This window comes from Burkholderia puraquae, from assembly GCF_002099195.1.
Lineage (GTDB): Bacteria > Pseudomonadota > Gammaproteobacteria > Burkholderiales > Burkholderiaceae > Burkholderia > Burkholderia puraquae.
Genome location: NZ_NBYX01000006.1, coordinates 235,422 through 260,460 on the forward strand (window position 1 = coordinate 235,422; position 25,039 = coordinate 260,460).

Annotated in this window: 21 protein-coding genes and 1 other RNA gene; 15 read left to right on the forward strand and 7 right to left on the reverse strand. The window is 65.1% G+C overall.

The features are described from left to right. Positions 1-4: 4 nt before the first annotated feature. Genes fdhF through B7G54_RS14840 form a run of 3 tightly spaced genes read right to left on the reverse strand, consistent with a single transcriptional unit; the run spans position 5 to position 5,048 of the window. Positions 5-2,956: a formate dehydrogenase subunit alpha gene (gene fdhF, locus B7G54_RS14830; RefSeq protein WP_085039737.1), complete on the reverse strand. Its 2,952-nt coding sequence runs from the start codon at positions 2,954-2,956 to the stop codon at positions 5-7. A 17-nt stretch (positions 2,957-2,973) separates the two neighbouring features. Further along, positions 2,974-4,551 carry a formate dehydrogenase beta subunit gene (locus B7G54_RS14835; protein WP_085039738.1) on the reverse strand — a complete coding sequence of 526 codons (1,578 nt, stop codon included), beginning with the start codon at positions 4,549-4,551 and terminating at the stop codon, positions 2,974-2,976. Next, the gene (locus B7G54_RS14840) at positions 4,548-5,048 is read right to left on the reverse strand and encodes an NAD(P)H-dependent oxidoreductase subunit E (protein WP_085039834.1); all 501 of its coding nucleotides are present in this window, start codon (positions 5,046-5,048) and stop codon (positions 4,548-4,550) included. Before B7G54_RS14840 ends, B7G54_RS14835 begins: the two co-directional genes overlap by 4 nt. A 129-nt stretch (positions 5,049-5,177) precedes the next feature. On the opposite strand from B7G54_RS14840, the gene B7G54_RS14845 reads away from it, so the two are divergent. The 3 genes from B7G54_RS14845 (at position 5,178) to B7G54_RS14855 (ending at position 7,387) form a co-directional block, all read left to right on the forward strand. After that, on the forward strand, positions 5,178-6,284 hold the full coding sequence (locus B7G54_RS14845) for a substrate-binding domain-containing protein (RefSeq protein ID WP_085039739.1): 1,107 nt from the start codon (positions 5,178-5,180) through the stop codon (positions 6,282-6,284). Positions 6,285-6,385: 101 nt separating this feature from the next. Then, a complete protein-coding gene (locus B7G54_RS14850; protein WP_085039740.1) occupies positions 6,386-6,655 on the forward strand; it encodes a hypothetical protein in 270 nt (89 codons plus the stop codon). 378 nt (positions 6,656-7,033) lie between these two features. Further along, entirely contained in the window at positions 7,034-7,387 is a 354-nt protein-coding gene (locus tag B7G54_RS14855) for a DUF4148 domain-containing protein (protein WP_085039741.1), read from the forward strand. A gap of 275 nt (positions 7,388-7,662) precedes the next feature. Here the strand turns inward: B7G54_RS14855 and ssrA are convergent. The 4 genes from ssrA to ompA form a co-directional block, all read right to left on the reverse strand. After that, positions 7,663-8,032: a transfer-messenger RNA gene (gene ssrA / locus B7G54_RS14860) on the reverse strand. A gap of 17 nt (positions 8,033-8,049) precedes the next feature. After that, on the reverse strand, positions 8,050-8,766 hold the full coding sequence (gene gph, locus B7G54_RS14865) for a phosphoglycolate phosphatase (protein ID WP_085039742.1): 717 nt from the start codon (positions 8,764-8,766) through the stop codon (positions 8,050-8,052). Between the two features lie 13 nt (positions 8,767-8,779). After that, complete coding sequence (gene ubiG, locus B7G54_RS14870; protein ID WP_085039743.1) at positions 8,780-9,478, reverse strand: bifunctional 2-polyprenyl-6-hydroxyphenol methylase/3-demethylubiquinol 3-O-methyltransferase UbiG; 699 nt, start codon at positions 9,476-9,478, stop codon at positions 8,780-8,782. A gap of 154 nt (positions 9,479-9,632) precedes the next feature. Further along, entirely contained in the window at positions 9,633-10,301 is a 669-nt protein-coding gene (gene ompA / locus B7G54_RS14875) for an outer membrane protein OmpA (RefSeq protein WP_085039744.1), read from the reverse strand. Positions 10,302-10,842: 541 nt separating this feature from the next. Between ompA and gyrA the strand changes: the two genes are divergently transcribed. From gyrA to B7G54_RS14935, 12 genes are all read left to right on the forward strand, one after another. After that, positions 10,843-13,446, forward strand: coding sequence for a DNA gyrase subunit A (gene gyrA / locus B7G54_RS14880; protein WP_085039745.1), 2,604 nt, complete (start codon positions 10,843-10,845; stop codon positions 13,444-13,446). 83 nt (positions 13,447-13,529) lie between these two features. Next, a complete protein-coding gene (locus B7G54_RS14885) occupies positions 13,530-14,129 on the forward strand; it encodes a DUF2059 domain-containing protein (RefSeq protein WP_006486966.1) in 600 nt (199 codons plus the stop codon). Positions 14,130-14,284: 155 nt separating this feature from the next. Then, the gene (gene serC / locus B7G54_RS14890) at positions 14,285-15,367 is read left to right on the forward strand and encodes a 3-phosphoserine/phosphohydroxythreonine transaminase (protein WP_085039746.1); all 1,083 of its coding nucleotides are present in this window, start codon (positions 14,285-14,287) and stop codon (positions 15,365-15,367) included. Positions 15,368-15,400: 33 nt separating this feature from the next. Beyond that, positions 15,401-16,483 carry a prephenate dehydratase gene (gene pheA / locus B7G54_RS14895; protein WP_085039747.1) on the forward strand — a complete coding sequence of 361 codons (1,083 nt, stop codon included), beginning with the start codon at positions 15,401-15,403 and terminating at the stop codon, positions 16,481-16,483. 186 nt (positions 16,484-16,669) lie between these two features. Further along, the gene (locus B7G54_RS14900) at positions 16,670-17,596 is read left to right on the forward strand and encodes a prephenate dehydrogenase (RefSeq protein ID WP_085039748.1); all 927 of its coding nucleotides are present in this window, start codon (positions 16,670-16,672) and stop codon (positions 17,594-17,596) included. A 13-nt stretch (positions 17,597-17,609) separates the two neighbouring features. Then, positions 17,610-18,914, forward strand: a complete 1,305-nt coding sequence (aroA, locus tag B7G54_RS14905; protein ID WP_085039749.1) for a 3-phosphoshikimate 1-carboxyvinyltransferase — start codon at positions 17,610-17,612, stop codon at positions 18,912-18,914. 13 nt (positions 18,915-18,927) lie between these two features. Then, positions 18,928-19,614 (forward strand): (d)CMP kinase, encoded by a 687-nt coding sequence (gene cmk, locus B7G54_RS14910; RefSeq protein ID WP_006476573.1) that lies wholly within the window; start codon positions 18,928-18,930, stop codon positions 19,612-19,614. 141 nt (positions 19,615-19,755) lie between these two features. Continuing rightward, the gene (gene rpsA, locus B7G54_RS14915) at positions 19,756-21,468 is read left to right on the forward strand and encodes a 30S ribosomal protein S1 (RefSeq protein ID WP_085039750.1); all 1,713 of its coding nucleotides are present in this window, start codon (positions 19,756-19,758) and stop codon (positions 21,466-21,468) included. A 22-nt stretch (positions 21,469-21,490) separates the two neighbouring features. Beyond that, positions 21,491-21,814 carry an integration host factor subunit beta gene (locus B7G54_RS14920; RefSeq protein WP_006486894.1) on the forward strand — a complete coding sequence of 108 codons (324 nt, stop codon included), beginning with the start codon at positions 21,491-21,493 and terminating at the stop codon, positions 21,812-21,814. 209 nt (positions 21,815-22,023) lie between these two features. Beyond that, positions 22,024-22,317 (forward strand): lipopolysaccharide assembly protein LapA domain-containing protein, encoded by a 294-nt coding sequence (locus B7G54_RS14925; RefSeq protein ID WP_085039751.1) that lies wholly within the window; start codon positions 22,024-22,026, stop codon positions 22,315-22,317. Between the two features lie 53 nt (positions 22,318-22,370). Further along, positions 22,371-23,543, forward strand: coding sequence for a lipopolysaccharide assembly protein LapB (gene lapB / locus B7G54_RS14930; RefSeq protein WP_085039752.1), 1,173 nt, complete (start codon positions 22,371-22,373; stop codon positions 23,541-23,543). 90 nt (positions 23,544-23,633) lie between these two features. Continuing rightward, a complete protein-coding gene (locus B7G54_RS14935) occupies positions 23,634-25,034 on the forward strand; it encodes a UDP-glucose dehydrogenase family protein (RefSeq protein WP_085039753.1) in 1,401 nt (466 codons plus the stop codon). Positions 25,035-25,039 lie beyond the last annotated feature (5 nt).

Consider the following 25,039-nt stretch of genomic DNA (forward strand, 5'->3'; position numbering starts at 1 on the left):
TTCCTCACTTGCCTGTCGTCACGCTGGCAGTCGCGGCTGCGCGGCGCTCGAGCAGATCGAGCTGCTCCGCGTTGAAGCGCGCGTATGCTTGCTGCCAGTCGGACGGCTGCGCGACGGGCAGCACCTGCACGGCCGTCACCTTGTACTCGGGGCAGTTCGTCGCCCAGTCCGAGCTGTCCGTCGTGATCACGTTCGCACCCGATTCCGGGAAGTGGAATGTCGTATACACGACGCCCGGCTGCATGCGTTCGGTCACGAGCGCGCGCAGCACCGTCTGCCCCGCACGCGACTCGATGCCGACCCAGTCGCCGCTGCGGATACCGCGATCCTGGGCGTCGTGCGGATGGATCTCGAGGCGATCCTCTTCGTGCCAGCGGACGTTCTCGGTGCGGCGTGTCTGCGCGCCGACGTTATATTGGGACAGGATGCGGCCCGTCGTCAGGATCAGCGGATAGCGTTGCGTGACCTTCTCCGGCGACGCAATGAACTGCGTGATCACGAACTTGCCCTTGCCGCGTACGAATGCGTCGATGTGCATCGTCGGGGTGCCTTCCGGTGCGTGCTCATTGCACGGCCACTGGATGCTGCCGAGCGCGTCGAGCTTCGCGTACGACACGCCCGAGAAGGTCGGCGTGAGCCGTGCGATCTCGTCCATGACTTCCGACGGATGCGCATAGTCCATCTCGTAGCCGAGCGCACGCGACAGCATCAGCGTGACTTCCCAGTCCGCGTAGCCCGCGAGTGGCGGCATCACCTTGCGCACGCGCGAGATGCGGCGCTCGGCGTTCGTGAACGTGCCGTCCTTCTCGAGGAACGACGAGCCGGGCAGCAGCACGTGCGCGTATTTCGCGGTCTCGTTCAGGAAGATGTCCTGCACGACGATGCATTCCATTGCCGACAGCGCGGCCGCGACGTGCTGCGTATTCGGGTCGGACTGGACGATATCCTCGCCCTGGCAGTAAAGCCCCTTGAAGCTGCCGTCGAGCGCCGCGTCGAACATGTTCGGGATGCGCAGCCCCGGTTCCGGTTGCAGCTTCGCCGACCACGCTGCCTCGAACTGCGTGCGCACGATCTCGTCGCTGATGTGCCGGTAGCCGGGCAGCTCGTGCGGGAACGAGCCCATGTCGCACGAGCCCTGCACGTTGTTCTGGCCGCGCAGCGGATTGACGCCGACGCCTTCGCGGCCGATGTTGCCGGTCGCCATCGCGAGGTTCGCGATGCCCATCACCGTCGTCGAGCCCTGCGCGTGTTCGGTCACGCCGAGGCCGTAGTAGATCGCGGCGTTGCCGCCGGTCGCATAGAGTCGCGCGGCTTCACGCACCCGCTCGGCCGGCACGCCCGTTACATCCGCGGTCGCTTCGGGCGAGTTCTCGGCACGCGACACGAAGTCGCGCCATTGCTCGAATGCGCGCGTCTCGCAGCGCTCGGCGACGAACGCGTCGGCGACGAGCCCTTCGGTGACGATCACGTGCGCGAGCGCATTGACGATCGCGACGTTGGTGCCTGGGCGCAACTGCAGGTGGTGAGTGGCCTTCACGTGCGGGCCGTCGACGACGTCGATGCGGCGCGGATCGATCACGATCAGCTTTGCGCCTTCGCGGATGCGTCGCTTCAGGCGCGAGCCGAACACCGGGTGGCCGTCGGTCGGGTTCGCGCCCATCACGACGATCACGTCGGCCTGGTCGACCGACGCGAAGGTCTGCGTGCCGGCCGATTCGCCGAGCGTCGTCTTGAGGCCATAGCCGGTCGGCGAGTGGCACACGCGTGCGCAGGTGTCGACGTTGTTGTTGCCGAATGCGGCGCGCACGAGCTTCTGCACGAGGTAGGTTTCCTCGTTCGTGCAGCGCGACGAGGTGATGCCGCCGATCGAGTCACGGCCGTACTTCTGCTGCAGCTTGCGGAATTGCGTTGCCGCGTAGGTCAGCGCTTCGTCCCAGCTTACTTCGCGCCACGGGTCGGTGATCTTCTCGCGGATCATCGGCTTCGTGATGCGGTCCTTGTGCGTGGCGTAGCCCCAGGCGAAGCGTCCCTTCACGCAGGCGTGGCCCTCGTTCGCGAGGCCGTTCTTGTGCGGCGTCATGCGCACGACCTGCGTGCCCTTCATCTCGGCCTTGAACGAGCAGCCGACGCCGCAGTACGCGCAGGTCGTGACGACCGAGTGTTCCGCCTGCCCGAGCTGCACGACCGATTTTTCCTGCAGCGTAGCGGTCGGGCAGGCGGCGACGCACGCGCCGCACGACACGCATTCCGACGCCATGAACGATTCGCTTTCGCCCGCGGCGACACGCGATTCGAAGCCGCGTGCGGCGATCGTCAGCGCGAACGTGCCCTGCGTTTCCTCGCAGGCCCGCACGCAGCGGTTGCAGACGATGCACTTCGACGGATCGTACGTGAAGTACGGATTCGACTCGTCCTTTTTGTCGAGCAGGTGATTCGCGCCGTCGAAGCCGTAACGCACCTCGCGCAGCCCGACGACGCCTGCCATGTCCTGCAGTTCGCAGTCGCCGTTGGCGGGGCAGGTGAGGCAGTCGAGCGGATGGTCGGAGATGTACAGTTCCATCACGTTGCGACGCAGCGACTGCAGCCGGTCCGACTGCGTGCGCACCTTCATGCCCGCTTCGGCAGGCGTCGTGCACGAGGCCGGATAACCGCGCCGGCCTTCGATCTCGACGAGGCACAGCCGGCACGAGCCGAACGGTTCGAGCGAATCGGTCGCACAGAGCTTCGGGACGTTGACGCCGGCTTCGATCGCCGCACGCATCACCGACGTGCCGGCCGGCACCGTGACCGGCTGGCCGTCGATTTCGAGCGTGACGTCGGTATCGGCGTACCGTTGCGGCGTGCCGTAGTCGGTATCGTCGAACGGGTCGCGTGCACGCGCCTGAGCGGCGCTCTTGCACGCGCATTGGCCCGAGCCGCAGCCGCCTTGGCGGACGTTGTTCGTGTCGAGGGACATGCAGGGCTCCTTCTGGGTCAGGCCGCAGCCTTGACCGGACCCGACGCGGCATTCTTGCCTGCGGCGAGCCCGAAATCTTCGGGGAAATGGTCGAGCGCGGACAGTACCGGGTAGGGTGTCATCCCGCCCATTGCGCACAGCGAACCGGCCAGCATCGTGTCGCACAGGTCGCGCAGCAGCGTTACCTGCCGCTCCGACGTATCGCCGTGGCGGATGCGCGCGATCGTTTCGACGCCGCGCGTCGAACCGATCCGGCACGGCGTGCACTTGCCGCACGACTCGATCGCGCAGAACTTCATCGCGTATTCGGCCAGCTCGGCGAGGTTCGACGTGTCGTCGTGCAGCACGATCCCGCCATGGCCGACCACGGCGCCGATCGCCGTATAGGCTTCGTAGTCGAGCGGCACGTCCCACTGGTGGTCGGGCAGGTAGGTGCCGAGCGGGCCGCCCACCTGTGCGGCGCGTGCGGGCCTGCCGCTTGCCGTGCCGCCGCCGAAGTCAAACAGCAGCTCGCGCAGCGTGACGCCGAACGCGAGCTCGACGAGGCCGCCGTAACGGATGTTGCCCGCAAGCTGGAACGGCAGGGTGCCGCGCGAGCGGCCCATCCCGTAGTCGCGATAGAACGCGGCGCCGCGCGCGAAGATCACGGGCGCCGTCGCGAGCGTGATCACGTTGTTGATGACGGTCGGCTGGCCGTACAGGCCGGCGAGCGCGGGCAGCGGCGGTTTCGCGCGCACGACGCCGCGCTTGCCTTCGAGCGATTCGAGCAGCGCCGTTTCCTCGCCGCACACATACGAGCCCGCGCCTTTTGCGACGTGCAACTCGAACGCATGTGCGGAGCCGAGCACGTGGTCGCCGAGCCAGCCGGCTTCGCGTGCGCGGACAATCGCCGCTTCAAGCGTGGCGATCGCGTGCGGGTATTCGCTGCGCACATAGATGTAGCCGACCGTCGCGCCGGTCGCGATGCCCGCGATGATCATCCCTTCGATCAGGCAGTACGGGTCGCATTCCATGATCAGGCGATCGGAGAACGTGCCCGAATCGCCTTCGTCTGCGTTGCAGACGATGTATTTCTGCTTGGCGCTTGCTTGCCGGACCGTGCGCCATTTGATGCCGGCCGGGAACGCTGCGCCACCGCGGCCGCGCAGCCCCGATTCGATCAGCGTTTCGCACGCCGCGTCGCCGTCGAGCGCGAGCGCGTTCTTCAGGCCGGCGAGGCCTTCGTACTGCAGGTAGTCGTCGATCGACAGCGGATCGGTCAGGCCGATGCGTGCGAACGTGAGGCGTTGCTGGCGCGCGAGATAGGGCAGCGCGTCGACGAGGCCGACGCCGCTCGGATGCGTGCCGCCTTCGAGCCAGTTTGCGTCGAACAGGGCCGGCACGTCGGCGGCTGACAGGTTCGCATAGCCGACGCGGCCGGCGGCCGTGCCGACCTCGACGAGCGGCTCGAGCCACAGCAGCCCGCGCGAACCGTTGCGGACCAGTTCGACGGCGACGCCGCGCCGTTCGGCTTCCGCCGCGATCGCGGCGGCGAGCGCGTCGGCGCCGAGTGCCAGCGCAGACGAATCGCGCGGGACGTAGATGCGGGTCGTCATGCGGCCTCCGGGGTGTGGGCGATCGCGTCGGCAAGCAGCGCGTCGAATTGCTCCGGCGTGACCTTCGCATGCAGCACGCCGTTGACCGTCAGCGACGGCGACTGTGCGCACAGTCCGAGGCAGTAGACCGATTCGAGCGCGACGTCGCCCGGCGCATGTGCATCCACGCCGTCGCCGTGCGCCGCGTCGAACCGGCAGCCCGTGCGGGCTTCCGCATGCGCGGCCAGCGCTTCGCAGCCCATGCTGCGGCACGCTTCGGCGCGACACATCTGGATCGTCACGCGGGCGGGCGGCGCGGTGCGGAAGTGGTGGTAGTAAGTCAGTACGCCGTGCACTTCCGCGCGCGACAGGTTGAGTGCCCTGGCGAGCGGCGCGACGCAGCCCGGCGGCACGTAACCCGCGTCGTCCTGGATCGCGTGCAGGATCGCCACGAGCGACCGGCCGGCGCGTGCATGACGCTCGACGAGCGCGTCGGGCGCGTGGGAATTCGGGGACATCTTGTGCTCCTCCAAAGTCTCATATGCGCTCGAAATTCATATAGTGCGCATCACGACTTCGATTTGATTGATTTTGACCAACGATAAGCGGAAGATTTGGCCGTCGCAATAGGAAATCGGAGTGCATAATTGATTCGAATCGAATGCGACGCGTATCTGACCGTACGCGACACGGAAGGCCGTGCGGCCAGCCTCTCGGATGTCGCACCCTTGCTGGAACTCGTGGCCGACACGGGCAGCATCGCGCAGGCCGCGCAGGCGAAAGGGCTGTCCTACCGGCACGCGTGGGGCATGCTGCGCGCGCTGGAGGCGTGCATCGGCGGGGACCTGATCGAAACCGCGCGGGGCAAGGGCTCGACGCTGTCGGCACTCGGGCAGGCGGTCGTCGATGCACAACGCCTCGCGCGTAGTCGGCTCGACGGAAACCTGCGCACGCTGGCGGCTGAAGTGGCCAGCGACCTGAACCGGCGGCTCGCGCAGCGCGACGGCGCCGTGCGCATCCACGCGTCGCACGGCTACGCGGTGGCGACGCTCGTCTCTGCGCTCGTCGATGCGCAGGCGGCCGTCGACATCAAGTATCGCGAGAGTGTCGAGGCCGTGCAGGCACTTGCCCGCGGCGAGTGCGATCTGGCCGGCTTCCATCTGCCGCGCGGCGCGTTTCGCGCGCAGTGCGCGCAGATCTACCGGCCGTGGCTCGACGATACGCGCCACGTGCTGATCCACCTGACACGGCGCCAGCAGGGGCTGTTCGTTCCCCGCGGCAACCCGAAGCAGATTCGCGGGCTCGCGGATCTGGCGCGCAATGACATCCGCTTCGTCAATCGCCAGCCGGGGTCGGGCACGCGCATGCTGCTGGATCTCGCGCTGCGCGCGATCGGCATCGATCCCGAGCGCATCGATGGCTACGCGTCGGCCGAACTCACGCATTCGGCGATCGCGGCATTCGTCGCGAGCGGGATGGCCGATCTCGGCTTTGGCGTCGAGCCGGCCGCCCATCATTTCGGGCTCGATTTCATCCCGGTCGTCGACGAAGACTATTACTTCGCATGCGAACGCGCGCGGCTCGACGCGCGGCCGCTGTCCGGCGTACTGGCGCTGCTGCGTGACGCGCGCTTCGTCGAGCGCGTCGCGCATCTCGACGGCTACGATCCGGCCGCATGCGGAACGCTGACGAGCATCGCGACGGGGCTGGCCGGCGACGACGGCGCTAGCGTGCCGGACGGCAATTCCCGGTAACGCGGGTACGATCGCACCGCGATGCAGCAGCGGGGGATTTGCGCTACGCTTGCCGCTTGATCAACGTTCTAACAAGCACGCCGTTCAAGCGTCATCCCGCCATGAAATTTTCCGTTCCCCTCGCCGCGGCAGCGTTGACCGCGGGGCTGCTGGTCACTGTTTCGCCGTTTGCGCTCGCTCAGAATTCCCCCGGTGTGCCCGGCGGTATCCTGAGCGAACAGTTTCGCCTGAACGAGCATCCGCAGATGCCGTTCGCGGCGTCGGCGCCGTCGCAGAAATACCAGAGCGGCAAGAAGTCGGCATTGCGCCGCAAGGGCGACATAGGCGATCCGAACGGCTGCAACCTGAAGTGTCCGATGGATAGCCGGTAACTGGGCGGAAGGGCGCGTCCGCACGAGCGTCAGCGGCACCGGTTCGACTGGCGCTTGTTGCACTCGAGCACCGATCTGGCCGGCTGACCGGCGACTGTCGGAATCCCGTGCGATTCAAATTCTGTCCGAGCCCCGCGAAGCGTCGCCGTTTCGCGGGGCTTTTGCTTTCCGGCGAATCTTCGTGCGATTCGATGCCGAGCGATGCCGGTGTACGCGCACCGCCGGCCTGGCAGGTGATTTAGGGTTAACCCGTAAACCAGGAAGGATGTCTTCCAGAAACCTGCCTTATTCTTAAGCATCCGCCTACATAAACTTCGGGTTGTCAGCGATGAACAAGGTGTTCACCGCGAACACAGACAAATCTGGAGGTAGGTCATCATGAAGTCGCTCGTTCAAGCTGTTGTCGTTGCTGCCGCGCTCGTTGCCCCGGTCGTGTCGTTTGCCCAGTCGGGTTCGACGATCACCCGCGCGCAGGTTCGTGCCGAACTGGTCCAGTTGCAGCAGGCAGGTTACAACTCCGCTCGCGGCGAAGATCCGCATTATCCGGAGGCAATCCAGGCTGCAACGGCGCGTGTTGCAGAGCAGCAGCGCAGCGCGCTGGCGCAAGCACAAGGCGCCGACGCCAGCGGTTACGGTGTGCAGGCACAGGGCGCGTCGGCGTCGGGTTCGCGTGCAATGGGCGTGCGGCCGGCCAGCGCTGAAGAAATGAAGTCGCTGTATCGCGGCAGCTAAGCCGCGCATCGCCCGGTGTGCGCGAATGCCGGGTGCGACGACGCGTCGCGCCGGGCACTGCGGCACCCGGGCCGGCCGCTGCCCGGCGCGATCGATGATTGCGCGGGCACGGCAGGACATCCGTCACCTCCTGTCGCCGGAATACCGGCGGCATTCCGCCCGGCCTACCCGTGGCTGGGCGCTTTTTCGGAAGAAGAGGGATGCATGCGTTTCGCCGGCAACAAAAAACCCCGCAGACTTGCGTCATGCGGGGTTCGTGCGACGAGCGCGGAATTTGGTGGAGGCGGCGGGAATCGAACCCGCGTCCAGAAGCGCTCCACGACTAGTTCTACATGTTTAGTTCAGTCATTTGATTTAACCGCAGCGACGCGGACGAACACGCTGCACTACGGCGATTCGCTAGGTTTTCGACCCTGGCGTCGCGACGCCGACAGGGCTTAACTGACGTAAATGACCTCTGGCGGTATTGCTACCGGTCTTGCGACACTAGCCCGTCAGTGAACTAGGCAGAGGACGGCGGCCGTTAGGCTGCCAGTGCGAACGTATCGTCGTTTGCAGTTACGATTTTCCCATTGATTAACGAGGTGACGGGTCCTCGACATGCCCTAGCCGCTTCACAACCCCTGTCGAAACCAGGTCGCCCCCGCGGATAAGATCGATCATTATAGCCCAACATCGCGCAGCAGTTTGAGCAGTTGCTGCGTCGTGTCGACGAGATGCTGCGCTTGCCAGTCAGATGGCGCGGCGCCGTCGCCGCAGTAGCCGTACGCGGCCGCGACCGTCGCCATGCCGGCGGCGCTGCCGGCCTGAATGTCGCGCAGGTCGTCGCCGACGTAGACGATGCGTGCGGGCGCGAGCGTCAACTGGTCGGCCGCGTGCAGCAGCGGGGCCGGGTGTGGCTTCGGGTGCGGCGTTGTATCGCCCCCGACGACGCAGGCTGCGCGCGGCGCGAGGCCGAGCAGATCGACGAGCGGCGCCGTGAGCCGCATGGCCTTGTTCGTGACGATGCCCCAGCGCACGCCGCGGGCGTCGAGTTCGTCGAGCACGTCGCCGATGCCGGGGAACAGTGTCGTATGCACGCACAGGTCCGTCGCGTAGTTGGCCAGGAACTCGTCGCGCATCACTTCGTAGCCGGGCGTGTGCGGATCGATGCCGAACGCGCCGCCGAGCAGGCCGCGTGCACCGGCCGAGGCCAGCGGCCGCAGCACCTCGAGTGGTGTTTCGGGCAGGTCGCGCACGCGTTGCATCTTGTTGACGGCAGCCGCGAGATCGGGGGCCGTGTCGGCGAGCGTGCCGTCCAGGTCGAACAGCACGGCATCGCAGTGCAGCAGGCGCGGTTCGTCGAGTGCAGCCCGCGTGGTCGAGAGGGGAGTCGTCATGCCGGTTGAAAGGTCACGCGCCGCGGCGGCACGCGACGAGGTAGTTGATGTCGGTGTCGTTCGACAGCGCGAAGCGCTTGCCGATCGGGTGATACGTGATGCCCTTGATCTCCACGATGTGCAGATCCGTCGCCCGCACGAAGCCGGCCAGTTCCGACGGGCGGATGAAGCGCGCGTAGTCGTGCGTGCCCTTCGGCAGCATTTGCGCGATGTACTCCGCGCCGATCACGGCGAACAGGTAGGCCTTCAGGTTGCGGTTCAGCGTCGAGAAGAACACCCAGCCACCGGGCTTCACGAGCGTCGCGCACGCGGCGACGACATCGCCGGGCGACGGCACGTGCTCGAGCATCTCCATGCAGGTGACGACATCGTAGGTGCCCGGTTCGCGCGCGGCGATCGCTTCGGCGGCGATGGCCTCGTAGTCGACCGAGATGCCGCTTTCGAGGCTGTGCAGGTCGGCGACGCCGAGCGCTTCGGTCGACAGGTCGATGCCTTTCACCTGTGCGCCGAGTCCGGCCATCGATTCGGACAGGATGCCGCCGCCGCAACCGATATCGAGTGCGCGCTTGCCGGCGAGGTGCGCGTGCGCATCGATCCAGCCGAGCCGGACCGGGTTCAGGTCGTGCAGCGGCTTGAATTCGGCATTCGGATCCCACCACCGATGGGCGAGGTCGCTGAATTTCTGGAGTTCGTGCGGATCGGCGTTGGTCATGTCGGCAAACGGGCTACGGGAGGAGGGCGGTGCTGCGGTTCGTCAGCCCCGAGTATATAAGAAGCGGACGAGCGGCGAAGCGGCGAGCGCCCGGGCGGGCGTCAAAGAAAAAGCCCCGCCGGAGCGGGGCTTTGAAGCAGTCGAAAACCGCGGCTTAGTTTGCCGGAACGGTCGTCTTCTGAACTTCTTGCGTACCAACCACTTCGACTTCCACGCGGCGATCCGGTGCGAGGCAGGCGATGAGTTGCTTGCGGTTCTTCTGGTTGCAGCCGGTCGTAACCGGGTTGCGCTTGCCCTTGCCTTCCGTGTAGATCTTGTTGGCCGGCACACCCTTGCTGACCAGGTACGACTTCACAGCTTGCGCGCGGCGCAGCGACAGACGGTCGTTGTACTTGTCCGAACCGATGCGGTCCGTGTAGCCCGTTGCGACGACCACTTCCGTGTTCATGCCTTGGATCTTCGAAGCCAGTTCGTCCAGCTTTTGCTTGCCCAGCGGCTTGAGCGTTGCCTTGTCGAAGTCGAACAGTGCGTCGGCTTGATACGTGATCTTCTGGCTCGAGATAGCCGGAGCGACCGGAGCGACCGGCGGCTGCGGTGCCTGGGCGACCAGTGCGCCATCGCACTTCGCGTTGGCGGTGGCCGGCGTCCAGAACGCATCACGCCAGCAGAGCTCGTTCGTGCCGTTCATCCACACCCATTCGCCCGTGCCGTTCACCCAGTTGTCATTGACGGCTTGACGCGACGCCGGCACCGACTGTGCCGAAGCGGATGCAGCCATAACTGCGGTAGCTGCAATGAACGCGAGCTTTGAAAGTTTATTCATATTTCTCCTCTCGAAATTGAGATTACCGCAGGTTTACTGCGAGCCTGTTGACGGTGACAAGTCATACATTGCTCGAAGTATAACATTGGTGCGGCACAAAAACCGTGGCACCGCTCTGTGTAGACTTCGAGCAGCGTCTAACTTTCAGTGCGTTGGCATTTTGCCATATCGTTCCCTTCCTACGAAAAAAAATCCTCCCCACCCTAAGATCGCCTCAACGTTTGTGGTGCATGCGCAACACCGACCTGCCGTAACTTTTAGAGATTGTCAAGAGTGTGGCGGCGAAATTGCGCGGATGAATGCAGTTGTTTACTCGTGCGCGAGAAACAAGTGCGACGCGATCGCCGGTGGCGCCGAGTCGAATGTGATTCTGGTGTGCGATTCCTGGCGGATTGGCGCCGCCGCAATTTTCGCTATTTATATATAGAGGGGGAGGCGAATTGGCGGCTGTTGGACGCATGTTAGAATCTCGCGTTGCGTTGCGCATGCAGCGCCCACGCGAAAGGCGTTCGCCGTCTTCGCTCCGAAACGATACGGATACATGGATCAATTCGCCAAAGAGACCCTGCCCACCTCCCTAGAGGAGGAAATGCGCCGTTCGTATCTCGATTACGCGATGAGCGTGATCGTCGGACGTGCCCTCCCGGATGTCCGCGATGGCCTGAAACCCGTGCATCGGCGCGTGTTGTTCGCGATGCACGAACTGAACAACGACTGGAACCGCGCGTACAAGAAGTCGGCGCGTATCGTCGGTGACGTGATCGGTAAGTACCACCCTCACGGCGACACCGCGGTTTACGACACGATCGTGCGGATGGCGCAGGACTTCTCGCTGCGCTACATGCTGATCGACGGGCAGGGCAACTTCGGCTCGATCGACGGCGATAATGCCGCGGCGATGCGTTACACCGAAATTCGCATGGCGAAGATCGGTCACGAGCTGCTTGCCGACATCGACAAGGAAACGGTCGATTTCGAGCCGAACTACGACGGCAACGAAACGCAGCCGTCGGTCCTGCCGTCGCGCATCCCGAACCTGCTGATCAACGGCTCGTCGGGTATTGCGGTCGGCATGGCGACCAACATCCCGCCGCACAACCTGAACGAAGTCGTCGACGCGTGCCAGCACCTGCTCGGCAACCCGGAAGCGACGATCGACGAGCTGATCGAGATCATCCCGGCGCCGGATTTCCCGACGGCCGGCATCATCTACGGCGTCGCCGGCGTGCGCGACGGCTATCGCACCGGGCGCGGGCGCGTCGTGATGCGCGCGGCCACGCACTTCGAGGAGATCGACCGCGGCCAGCGGATGGCGATCATCGTCGACGAACTGCCGTACCAGGTGAACAAGCGCTCGCTGCTCGAGCGAATCGCCGAGCTCGTCAACGAGAAGAAGCTCGAAGGCATCTCCGACATCCGCGACGAGTCCGACAAGAGCGGCATGCGTGTCGTGATCGAGCTCAAGCGCGGTGAAGTGCCGGAAGTGGTGCTGAACAACCTGTACAAGGCGACGCAGCTCCAGGATACGTTCGGCATGAACATGGTCGCGCTCGTCGACGGCCAGCCGAAGCTGCTGAACCTGAAGGAAATCCTGCAGTGCTTCCTGTCGCATCGACGCGAAGTGCTGACGCGCCGCACGATCTACGAACTGCGCAAGGCTCGTGAACGCGGCCACGTGCTCGAAGGTCTCGCGGTCGCGCTCGCGAACATCGACGAATTCATCGCGATCATCAAGGCCGCGCCGACGCCGCCGATCGCGAAGGCGGAGTTGATGGCGAAGCCGTGGGATTCGTCGCTCGTGCGCGAGATGCTCACGCGAGCCGAGAGCGAGAACGCGGCGGCCGGCGGCCGCTCCGCGTACCGCCCGGAAGGCCTGAACCCGGCGTTCGGCATGCAGAGCGACGGTCTGTACCGTCTGTCCGACACGCAGGCCCAGGAAATCCTGCAGATGCGTCTGCAGCGCCTGACCGGCCTCGAGCAGGACAAGATCATCGGCGAGTACCGCGAAGTGATGGCGCAGATCGCCGACCTGCTGGACATCCTCGCGCGCCCCGAGCGGATCACGACGATGATCGGCGAGGAGCTGGTTTCGGTGAAGGCCGAATTCGGCGACGCGCGCCGCTCGAAGATCGAGCTGAACGCGACCGAGCTGAACACCGAAGATCTGATCACGCCGCAGGACATGGTCGTCACGATGTCGCATGCGGGCTACGTGAAGTCGCAGCCGCTGTCCGAGTACCGTGCGCAGAAGCGCGGCGGTCGCGGCAAGCAGGCGACGCAGATGAAGGAAGACGACTGGATCGAGACGCTGTTCATCGCGAACACGCACGACTACATCCTGTGCTTCTCGAACCGCGGCCGCGTGTACTGGGTCAAGGTCTATGAAGTGCCGCAGGGCTCGCGCAACTCGCGCGGCCGCCCGATCGTCAACATGTTCCCGCTGCAGGAAGGCGAGAAGATCAACGTCGTGCTGCCGGTCAAGGAATTCTCGGCCGACAAGTTCATCTTCATGGCGACGTCGCTCGGCACCGTGAAGAAGACGCCGCTCGAGGCATTCAGCCGTCCGATGAAGAAGGGCATCATCGCGGTCGGTCTCGACGACGGCGACTTCCTGATCGGGGCGTCGATCACCGACGGCGCGCACGACGTGATGCTGTTCTCCGACGCCGGCAAGGCCGTGCGCTTCGACGAGAACGACGTGCGTCCGATGGGGCGCGAGGCGCGAGGCGTGCGCGGCATGCAGCTCGAGGACGGGCAGCAGGTCATCGCGCTGCTGGTTGCCGGCAGCGAGGAGCAGACGGTGCTCACCGCGACCGAGAACGGTTACGGCAAGCGCACGCCGATCACCGAGTACACGCGTCACGGCCGCGGCACGAAGGGTATGATCGCGATCCAGACGTCCGAGCGCAACGGCAAGGTCGTGGCTGCGACGCTCGTCGACGCCGAGGATCAGATCATGCTGATCACGACGGCCGGCGTGCTGATTCGCACCCGTGTCTCGGAGATTCGCGAGATGGGGCGTGCCACGCAAGGTGTTACACTCATCAGTCTCGATGAGGGTACCAAGCTCTCCGGCCTGCAGCAGATCGCGGAGGCCGAGGAGGGCGATGGCGAGGCCGACGAGGCGTCGGACGGCGAAGCCTGAAGAACGGATGAGACTCTGGCCGCCGCAGGCGCGAAGCGCCGCGGCCGGCGAGCAACCATTCATATTTCCAAAAGGGAGTGATGATGCAAAAGCAATTCAAGCAACTGGTTCTGCTGGCTGCACTGGTGCCGACGTTCGCGATGGCGCAAGCGCTGTCGAATTCCGCACCGGCTGCTCCGGCGGCAGCTGCGCCGATCGACGCCGACAAGAAGGCAGCGATCAAGGATCTGCTCGACGCGATCGACGCGCCGAAGCTCGTGTCGGCAATCGGCAACAGCGCCGAAATGCAGGCCAAGCAACTCGTCCCGGCGATCCTGTCGGACGCGCTGTCGGAAAACAAGACGCTGAACGACAAGCAGAAGCAGGCTGCCGTTCCGACGCTGCAGAAGAACGCTGTGCCGAAGCTGGTCGACGGCGCAGGCAAGGTGTTCGGTACGCAACAGTTCCAGAGCGACGCGATGTCGGCTCAGTACGACGCGTACGCGAAGTACTACAGCACGTCGGAGATCAAGGATCTGACGACGTTCTACAAGAGCCCGACGGGCCGCAAGTTCATCCAGGTTCAGGATCAGGTCGGTCGCGACGTGGTCAACGGCCTGATGCAGAAGTACATGCCGCAAGCTATCCAGGCAACGCGCACGCAGGCTGACAAGGAAGTCGCAGCAGTCAAGCCGGGCAAGTAAAGCCGTCCAGGCGCGCCCCCGGCCGTTCGGCCGGGTTTGGCGGGAGCCTGACGACAGTGCGATAATGGCCGTTTGCGCGCGAGCGCAAGCGGCCATTTCTTTTCTGGCGCGTTCTGCCGGCGGCGAGCCGGTCGCGTCCCTCCGAGGTTTTCACGATGCGCGTCTTTAATTTCTCCGCCGGCCCTGCGGCGATGCCCGAGGAAGTGCTGCGGCAAGCTGCCGACGAAATGCTCGACTGGCACGGCAGCGGCATGAGCGTGATGGAGATGAGCCATCGCGGCAAGGAGTTCATGTCGATCCACGAGGCCGCGCTGACCGACCTGCGTGACCTGCTCGGCGTGCCGGCCAGCCACCGCATCCTGTTCCTGCAGGGCGGTGGTATCGCGGAAAACGCGATCGTGCCGATGAACCTGCTCGGGTCGCGCACGACGGCGGACTTCGTCGTGACGGGCTCGTGGTCGCAGAAATCGTTCAACGAAGCGAAGAAATACGGCACGCCGCATCTCGCCGCAACCGGCAAGACGGAAGACGGCTTCACGCGTGCGCCCGCGTACGCCGAATGGCAACTGTCGGACGATCCGGCCTACGTGCATTTGTGCACCAACGAGACGATCGACGGCGTCGAGACGTTCGAGATTCCCGATCTCGGTGACGTGCCGCTGGTCGCGGATGTCTCGTCACACATCCTGTCGCGTCCGATGGACGTCGCGAAGTACGGTGTTCTGTTCGGCGGTGCGCAGAAGAACATCGGGATGGCCGGCGTGACGCTCGTGATCGTGCGCGAGGATCTGCTCGACCGCGCGCTGTCGATCTGCCCGTCCGCATTCGAATGGAAGACCATCGCCGCGAACAACTCGCTGTACAACACGCCGCCCACCTACGCGATCTACATCGCGGGCCTCGTGTTCCAGTGGCTGAAGCGGCAGGGCGGCCTCGAAGCGATCGAGGCCCGCAATATCGAAAAAGCGAAGCTGCTCTACGACACGATCGATACGAGCAGCTTCTATCTGAACAAGGTCGAGCCGGCAGCACGTTCGCGGATGAACGTGCCGTTTTTCCTGGCCGACGAAACGCGCAACGAAGACTTCCTTGCCGGCGCAAAGGCGCGCGGGCTGCTGCAGCTGAAGGGCCACAAGTCCGTCGGCGGCATGCGGGCGTCGATCTACAACGCGGTGCCGCTCGAGGGCGTGAAAGCGCTCGTCGAGTACATGAAGGACTTCGAGCAGCGCGGCGCCTGACGGCGGCGCTGCTCAAACAGCACGGCAAAACGCATGGACGACGAACTGAATTCCCGCCTGAAACCGCTGCGCGATCGCATCGACGCGATCGACGCGCAGCTGATCGCGCTCCTGAACCAGCGTGCCGCGGTGGCGCTGGAGGTGGGCGAGGTCAAGAAGCATTTCAACGCGCCGGTGTTCCGGCCGGAGCGCGAGCTGCAGGTGATCGCGCGGCTGCAGGACATGAGCGCGGGGCCGCTCGCGAGCGAGCACATCAGCGCCATCTGGCGCGAGATCATGGCCGCGAGCCGCGCGCTCGAACAGACGATCCACGTCGCATTCCTCGGGCCGGTCGGCACGTACAGCGAACAGGCGATGCTCGAGTATTTCGGCCAGTCGATCGAAGGGCTGCCGTGCCCGTCGATCGACGAGGTGTTCCGCTCGGTCGAGGCTGGCGCGTCCGCGTTCGGCATCGCGCCCGTCGAGAATTCGACCGAAGGGGCCGTGTCGCGCACGCTCGACCTATTGCTGCAGACGCAACTGCTGATCAGCGGCGAGCTTGCACTACCGATTCATCACAACCTGCTGACGCAGGGCGGCACGCTCGACGGCGTGAAGCGCGTCTGTGCGCATGCGCAGGCGCTTGCGCAATGCCAGCAGTGGCTCGCGGCGAACGCGCCGCAGCTCGAACGGCAGGCTGTGGCGAGCAACGCGGAGGCCGCGCGTCTCGCGGCGGCCGATCCGACCGTCGCGGCGATCGCGGGTGACCGCGCGGCCGCGCACTACGGTTTGCAGATCGCGTTCTCGCTGATCCAGGACGATCCGCATAACCGTACGCGCTTCGTGATTATCGGCAAGCAGCCGGCCGGGCAAAGCGGTCACGACCAGACGTCGCTGATCGTGTCGGTGAAGAACGAGCCGGGCGCCGTGTTCAAGCTGCTCGAGCCGCTCGCGCGGCACGGCGTGTCGATGACGCGCTTCGAGTCGCGCCCGGCGCGCGTCGGCACGTGGGAGTACTACTTCTACATCGACATCGAAGGGCACCGGGACGATGCGGCGGTGGCGGCCGCGCTCGCGGAACTCGGCCAGAAGGCCGCGTTCCTGAAGATACTCGGTTCGTATCCAAGCGCACGCTGATGCGCGGCGGCCCGTCGCCTGTGCGAGCAGGCGTTGCGGCCAGGCGGGCAGGGCAGGCCGGTCGGCGCTGCCGAAGGCGGGTTCGGGCGATGTCCGGCGCAGGGTGTGCCGGATGCGGGCCCGTTGCCCGGAATCTGGAATTCCGCGTGCGGGATGTTGTCCCGCGCGCGTAACTTGGCTCTTGTCGTGTCAGGCTTTGCATTCAACAAACTGGTCATTTTCGGCGTCGGCCTGATCGGCGGATCGCTGGCCCGCGCGCTGCGCGAGCGCGCGACGGGCGGCGCGGGCGAGATCGTCGGCGTGGGCCGCTCGCGTGCGTCGGTCGAGCGCGCGCTCGCGCTCGGCGTGATCGACCGCGCGGCGGCGCTCGACGACGACGCGCAATTGCGCGACGCGCTGGCCGGTGCCGATCTCGTGCTGCTGGCGGCACCCGTCGCGCAGACGGGCCCATTGCTTGCGCGCATCGCGCCGTGGCTTGAAGAGGCGACGATCGTCACCGATGCGGGCAGCACCAAGTCCGATGTCGTTGCGGCCGCGCGTGACGTGCTCGGCGCGCGCATCGCGCAGTTCGTGCCGGGGCATCCGATTGCCGGTCGCGAGTCGAGCGGCGTCGAGGCCGCGTTGCCGGATCTGTACGTCGGCCGTAATGTCGTGCTGTGCCCGCTGCCGGAGAACGCACCCGGATCCGTCGCGCGGATCGACGCGATGTGGCGCGCGACCGGTGCCGACGTGCGCACGATGAGCACGGAGCAGCACGATCGCGTATTTGCGTCGATCAGCCATCTGCCGCACGTGCTGTCGTTCGCGCTTGTCGAGCAGATCCTCGGCGAGGCCGACGCGGAACTGAAATTCTCGTATGCGGCGGGAGGTTTCCGCGACTTCACGCGCATCGCGGCGTCGAGCCCGGAGATGTGGCGCGACGTATGCGTCGCGAACCGCGCGGCGCTGCTCGACGAACTCGACGGCTACACGCGCGTGCTCACGCGGTTGCGCGCGGCGATCGACGCCGGCGACGGCGCGGCGCTCGAAGCGGTGTTCACGCGCTCGCGCGCCGCGCGCAAGGCATGGCAGGAGCGTGGCGGCACGCCCGCTGCCGAACCGGTCAAGAAATAACAGGACGATTCCCATGGACTATCTCGATCTCGGCCCGTACTCCAGCGCATCGGGCACCGTGCGCCTGCCCGGCTCGAAGAGTATTTCGAACCGCGTGCTGCTGCTTGCGGCGCTTGCCGAAGGCGAAACGACGATCACCAACCTGCTCGACTCCGACGACACGCGTGTGATGCTCGACGCACTCGGCAAACTCGGCGTGAAGCTCGCGCGCGACGGCGACACCTGTGTCGTCACGGGCACGCGCGGCGCATTCACCGCGAAGTCGGCCGACCTGTTCCTCGGTAACGCGGGCACGGCTGTTCGGCCGCTGACTGCCGCGCTCGCGGTGAACGGCGGCGACTACCGCGTGCACGGCGTGCCGCGCATGCACGAGCGGCCGATCGGCGATCTCGTCGACGGCCTGCGGCAGATCGGTGCGCAGATCGACTACGAGCTGAACGAGGGCTATCCGCCGCTGCGCATCAAGCCCGCGAACATTTCCGTCGACGCGCCGATCCGTGTGCGCGGCGACGTGTCGAGCCAGTTCCTCACGGCGCTGCTGATGACGCTGCCGCTCGTGAAGGCGAAGGATGGCAAGACCGTCGTCGAGGTCGACGGCGAGCTGATCTCGAAGCCGTACATCGACATCACGATCCGGCTGATGGAGCGCTTCGGCGTGACCGTCGAGCGCGACGGCTGGCAGCGCTTCGTCGTGCCGGCAGGCGTGCGCTACCGCTCGCCGGGGCGGATCATGGTCGAGGGCGATGCGTCGTCCGCGTCCTATTTCCTCGCGGCCGGCGCGCTTGGCGGCGGTCCGCTGCGCGTCGAAGGCGTGGGGCGCGCGAGCATCCAGGGCGACGTCGGTTTCGCGAACGCGCTGATGCAGATGGGCGCGAACGTGACGATGGGCGACGACTGGATCGACGTGCGCGGCATCGGCCACGATCACGGCAAGCTCGAGCCGATCGACATGGACTTCAACCTGATCCCCGATGCGGCGATGACCATCGCGGTCGCGGCGCTGTTCGCGAACGGCACGAGCACGCTGCGCAACATCGCGAGCTGGCGCGTGAAGGAAACCGATCGCATCGCGGCGATGGCGACCGAGCTGCGCAAGGTTGGCGCGATCGTCGAGGAAGGCCCGGACTATCTCGTCGTCACGCCGCCGGAAAGGCTCACGCCGAACGCGGCGATCGATACGTACGACGATCACCGGATGGCGATGTGCTTCTCGCTCGTCAGCCTGGGCGGCGTGCCCGTGCGGATCAACGATCCGAAGTGCGTCGGCAAGACGTTCCCCGACTATTTCGACCGCTTCGCCGCGCTCGCCAAAGCCTGACCCGACTGTCCTGATGAAATCGACCCGACCCTTTCACCCGACTCCCGTCATCACGATCGACGGCCCGACTGCTTCCGGCAAGGGCACCGTTGCCGCGCTCGTCGCCGCGCATCTTGGCTTCCACCTGCTCGACAGCGGCGCGCTGTACCGCCTCGCCGCGCTCGCGAGCGTGCGCTACGGCATCGCGGCAGAGGACATCGACGCGCTGGTGAAGCTGATCGACGATCTCCACATCACGTTCCGCGAAGGCTGTGCGCAGCTCGATGGCGTCGATGTGTCGAACGACATCCGCGCCGAAGCGGTCGGCAACCGCGCATCGGCGATTGCCGTGCACGGGCCGGTGCGTACCGCGCTCGTCGCGCGCCAGCGCGCGTTCCGCAAGACGCCGGGCCTCGTTGCGGACGGGCGTGACATGGGCACCGTGATCTTCCCGGACGCCGTGCTGAAGGTGTTCCTGACGGCTAGCGCCGAGGCGCGCGCGACCAGACGGCATAAGCAATTGATGCAAAAAGGTTTTTCTGCTAATATAGATGACTTGCTCCGGGATCTTCGTGAACGTGACGCGCGCGACAGCAATCGCGCGGCCGCGCCGCTGAAGCCCGCAGCAGATGCCAAGCTGCTCGATACGTCGGCGCTTTCGGTCGATGAAGCCGTCGATCAGGTGCTGCAGTGGTACCGGGCACTCGGCCAGCCCGCCTGAGAAGGCGGGTGGCGGTAGGTGCTCCGTGCATAAGTGCGGAGCGTGTTTCGAACCCTTAACCCCGTGTGGAACTCGATCTGGCCCTTTCAGCCTGCCATTCCGGCCGGCGTGGCACAGCGATCCATGCACAATCAGATTTTTATGTCCGACCTGCAAACCTCCAACCCGAATACTGAATCTTTCGCGGCTCTGTTCGAAGAGTCGCTGACCCGCCAAGACATGCGCGCCGGCGAAGTGATTTCCGCCGAAGTCGTGCGCGTCGACCACAACTTCGTGGTCGTCAATGCAGGCCTGAAGTCCGAGGCTTACATTCCGATCGAGGAATTCCTGAACGATCAGGGCGAGGTTGAGGTGCAGTCGGGCGATTTCGTGTCCGTCGCGATCGACGCACTCGAAAACGGCTACGGCGACACGATCCTGTCGCGCGACAAGGCGAAGCGCCTTGCATCGTGGCTGTCGCTGGAAAAGGCTCTCGACAACAACGAACTCGTCACCGGCACGATCACCGGCAAGGTGAAGGGCGGCATGACCGTGATGGTCAACGGTATCCGCGCGTTCCTGCCGGGTTCGCTGGTCGACACGCGTCCGGTCAAGGACACGACCCCGTACGAAGGCAAGACGCTCGAGTTCCGCGTGATCAAGCTCGATCGCAAGCGTAACAACGTCGTGCTGTCGCGTCGTGCAGTGATCGAAGCAACCCAGGGCGAAGAGCGCGCGAAGCTGCTCGAGACGCTGAAGGAAGGCGCGATCGTCAACGGCGTGGTCAAGAACATCACCGATTACGGCGCGTTCGTCGACCTCGGCGGCATCGACGGCCTGCTGCACATCACCGACATCGCATGGCGTCGTGTGCGTCACCCGAGCGAAGTCCTGTCGGTTGGCCAGGAAGTTACCGCGAAGATCCTCAAGTTCGACCAAGAGAAGAACCGCGTCTCGCTGGGCATCAAGCAACTGGGCGACGATCCGTGGGAAGGCATCTCGCGCCGTTACCCGTCGGGCACGCGCCTGTTCGGCAAGGTCACGAACATCACCGACTACGGCGCATTCGTCGAAGTGGAATCGGGCATCGAAGGCCTCGTCCACGTGTCGGAAATGGACTGGACCAACAAGAACGTTGCGCCGTCGAAGGTTGTCCAGCTGGGCGACGAAGTCGAAGTCATGGTCCTCGAGATCGACGAAGACCGTCGTCGTATCAGCCTCGGCATGAAGCAGTGCAAGCCGAATCCGTGGGATGACTTCAGCCGCAACTTCAAGAAGGGCGACAAGATCACGGGCGCAATCAAGTCGATCACCGACTTCGGCGTGTTCATCGGTCTGCCGGGCGGCATCGACGGCCTGGTCCACCTGTCGGACCTGTCGTGGAGCGAAACCGGCGAGGAAGCCGTTCGCAAGTACAAGAAGGGCGACGAAGTCGAAGCAATCGTGCTCGGTATCGACGTCGAGAAGGAGCGTATTTCGCTCGGCATCAAGCAGCTCGAAGGCGACCCGTTCAGCAACTACGTTGCAATGAACGACAAGGGCTCGATCGTCGACGGCGTCGTGAAGACGGTCGATGCGAAGGGTGCGGTCGTCACGCTGACGGGTGACGTCGAAGGCTACCTGCGCGCGTCGGAAATCTCGCAGGATCGCGTCGAAGACGCACGCAACGTGCTGAAGGAAGGCGACAAGGTCAACGCGATGGTGATCAACATCGATCGCAAGTCGCGCGGCATCAACCTGTCGATCAAGGCGAAGGATTCGGCTGAACAACAGGAAGCGATCCGCGGCCTGCAGTCGGACACCAGCTCTGCTGCGACCGGTACGACCAACCTCGGCGCGCTGCTGAAGGCGAAGCTCGACGGCCAGAACCAGTAAGCCTCACGAGGTCTGCTGAAGTATGACCAAATCCGAGTTGGTCGCGCAGCTGGCATCGCGATTTCCGCAACTTGTCCTCAAGGATGCGGATTTCGCGGTGAAAACGATGCTCGATGCGATGTCTGACGCCCTGGCGAAAGGGCATCGCATTGAAATTCGGGGTTTCGGCAGCTTTGGCCTCAACCGTCGCCCGGCGCGCGTCGGACGCAACCCGAAGTCGGGGGAGAAAGTGCAGGTGCCCGAGAAATTCGTGCCGCACTTCAAGCCTGGCAAGGAATTGCGTGAACGCGTCGACGGCCGCGCCGGTGAGCCGCTGAAGGCTGACGATCCGGACGACGAGCGTTGAGCGTCTCCGGTTTGCCCGGGACCCATCCGGCGAAGGCTGAAAAGAAAAGCGCCCCTTGTGGGCGCTTTTTTCATTTCCGGCCATCGCCGCGCAACGGGGGCGCGCAGGATGTGCGCAGCCGCGGAAACGCATCCTTTACAATACGGGTCGATTCGGCGCGACGAAGGGGAGTCGCGCGCCGCGGCAAACCTCAACAAAGAGAGGGCTTCATGAAGTTTATCGTCTGGCTGATCCGGGTATTGGTGTTCGTACTGCTGCTGGTGCTCGCGTTGGCCAATACGCAAACCGCGACGCTGAATTTCGTTGCCGGCTATTCGTGGCAAGCGCCGCTGGTCCTGATCGGCCTGGCGTTCTTCGCCGTGGGGCTGCTGGCCGGTTTGCTGTCCGCGCTGCCTTCGATCTTCCGTCTGCGCCTCGAGAACGGGCGCCTGAAGCGCGATCTGCGCGCGGCGCGCGAAACGCCGGCCGTCATCGACCAGCCGCCGATGCCGCCCGTCATTTAACACGGACGCCGCGCGATCATCGCGCGGTTTTCGTCTCTGCTTCGATATTTCGCATGGATCTGGATTTCTGGTGGTTGCTCGCGATTCCGGTCGCGTTCGCGCTTGGTTGGGCGGCGTCACGCTATGACCTGAAGAATCTCCTGTCGGAGAGTGCCAACCTGCCGCGATCGTATTTTCGCGGCCTGAATTTTCTGTTGAACGAACAACCCGACAAGGCGATCGACGCGTTCATCGAGGTCGCCAAGCTCGATCCCGAGACGGTTGAGCTGCACTTCGCGCTTGGCAACCTGTTTCGCCGCCGCGGCGAGACCGACCGCGCGATTCGCGTGCACCAGAACCTGCTGAGCCGCACGGACCTGCCGGTCAACGAGCGCGACCACGCGCTGTACGAGCTTGGCCAGGATTTCCTGAAGGCCGGCCTGCTGGACCGTGCCGAGGAGGCGTTTCACAAGCTCGCCGACGGCGATTACGCGCTCGGCGCGCAACGGGCGCTGCTGACGATCTACGAGATCGAGAAGGACTGGAACAAGTCGATCGATACGGCGAAGCGTATCGAATCGATGAGCGACAAGCCGCTTGGCGTCGAAATTGCGCAGTTCCACTGCGAACTCGCGCAGGACGCGCTGCAGCGCAAGAACGCATCAGCGGCAGCCGAACAGCTGCGCCTGGCGCTGACCGTGAACCCGCAGAACGTTCGCGCGACGGTCCTGTCCGGCGATGCAGCGGAAGCGGAGGGCAACCACGCGGCCGCGATCGAACACTGGAAGCGCGTCGAAGTGCAGAATCCGGCGTATCTGCCGCTCGTCGCCGACAAGCTGATGAAGGCGTATGTCGCGCTCGGCAAGAACGCCGAAGGCGCCGAGTTGCTGATGGGGTATGTCGACCGCTATCCGTCGAACGACCTGCTCGACATTGCGTACCAGCACATCGCGGGGTTGCGTGGCCAGGATGCGGCGCACACGCTCGCGCGCACGCAGATGGAGAAATCGCCGAACCTGTCCGGGATGCTGCATCTGCTCGATGCGCAAATCGCGGCGGCGGACGAACCGCGCCGTAAGGAACTTGAAATGATGCGTGCGCTGATCAAGCAGCGCACGAAGAATCTGCCACGGTATACGTGCCAGAATTGCGGTTTCCGGGCACGGCTCTTCTACTGGCAGTGCCCTGGATGCAGCGGCTGGGAAACCTATGCGCCGCGCCGCGTCGAACCTGCGATGCCGGGCTGATCCCGGCACGCGGAACCAACGCGCAGCGGTTGCCGCCGGGCTCGTTCCGGCGGCCAAGTTAGTCAATTACCGGGAAGTACCGGAACATCTATGAAAATCACCATCATCGGCACCGGCTATGTCGGTCTCGTCACGGGCGCGTGCCTCGCGGAGATCGGTCACGACGTCTTCTGTCTCGACGTCGATCTGCGCAAGATCGACGTCCTGAACAACGGCGGGATGCCGATTCACGAACCGGGGCTGCTGGACATCATCGCGCGCAACCGTGCGGCAGGGCGCCTGCGTTTCTCGACCGACATCGCGGCGAGCGTCGCGCACGGCGAGATCCAGTTCATCGCCGTCGGCACGCCGCCCGACGAGGACGGCTCGGCCGACCTGCAGTACGTGCTCGAAGCCGCGCGCAACATCGGCCGCCACATGACGGGCTTCAAGGTGATCGTCGACAAGTCGACGGTGCCGGTCGGCACCGCGCAGCGCGTGCGCGGCGTGGTCGACGAGGCGCTTGCGGCCCGCGGGCTGGCAGGCAGCGTCGCGCATCGCTTCTCGGTCGTGTCGAACCCGGAGTTCCTGAAGGAGGGCGCCGCGGTCGAAGACTTCATGCGTCCGGACCGGATCATCATCGGTGTCGACGGCGACGAGACGGGCATGATCGCGCGCGAGAAGATGAAGAAGCTTTACGCGCCGTTCAACCGCAACCACGAGCGCACGATCTACATGGACGTGCGTTCGGCCGAATTCGCGAAATACGCGGCGAACGCGATGCTTGCAACGCGTATCTCGTTCATGAACGAGATGTCGAATCTCGCGGACAAGGTCGGCGCGGACATCGAGGCCGTGCGCCGCGGGATCGGCTCCGATCCGCGCATCGGCTATCACTTCCTGTACGCCGGCGTCGGCTACGGCGGCTCGTGCTTCCCGAAGGACGTCCAGGCGCTGATTCGCACGGCCGGCGAGAATGGCCAGCCGCTGCGCATCCTGGAAGCCGTCGAGGCGGCCAACCATGCGCAGAAAGACGTGCTGATCGGCAAGATCGAGCAGCGCTTCGGCGCCGACCTGACCGGCCGCGAGTTCGCGGTCTGGGGCCTCGCGTTCAAGCCGAACACCGACGACATGCGCGAGGCGCCGAGCCGGCGCCTGATCGCCGCACTGCTCGAGCGCGGTGCGACCGTGCGCGCATACGATCCGGTTGCGGTCGACGAGGCACGGCGCGTGTTTGCGCTCGATTTCGGCGCCGATCCGGACGCACTGGCGCGGCTGCATCTCGTCGAGACGCAGGACATCGCCGTGACGGGCGCGGATGCGCTCGTGATCGTGACCGAGTGGAAGGAATTCCGAAGCCCCGATTTCACGCGCCTGAAGGCTGAGCTGAAGGCGCCGGTGATCTTCGACGGGCGCAACCTGTACGAGCCGGACGCGATGGCCGAACTGGGCATCGACTACTACGCGATCGGCCGGCCGTACGTCGATCCCCAGTCGTCCTCCCGTGGCTGATCGCA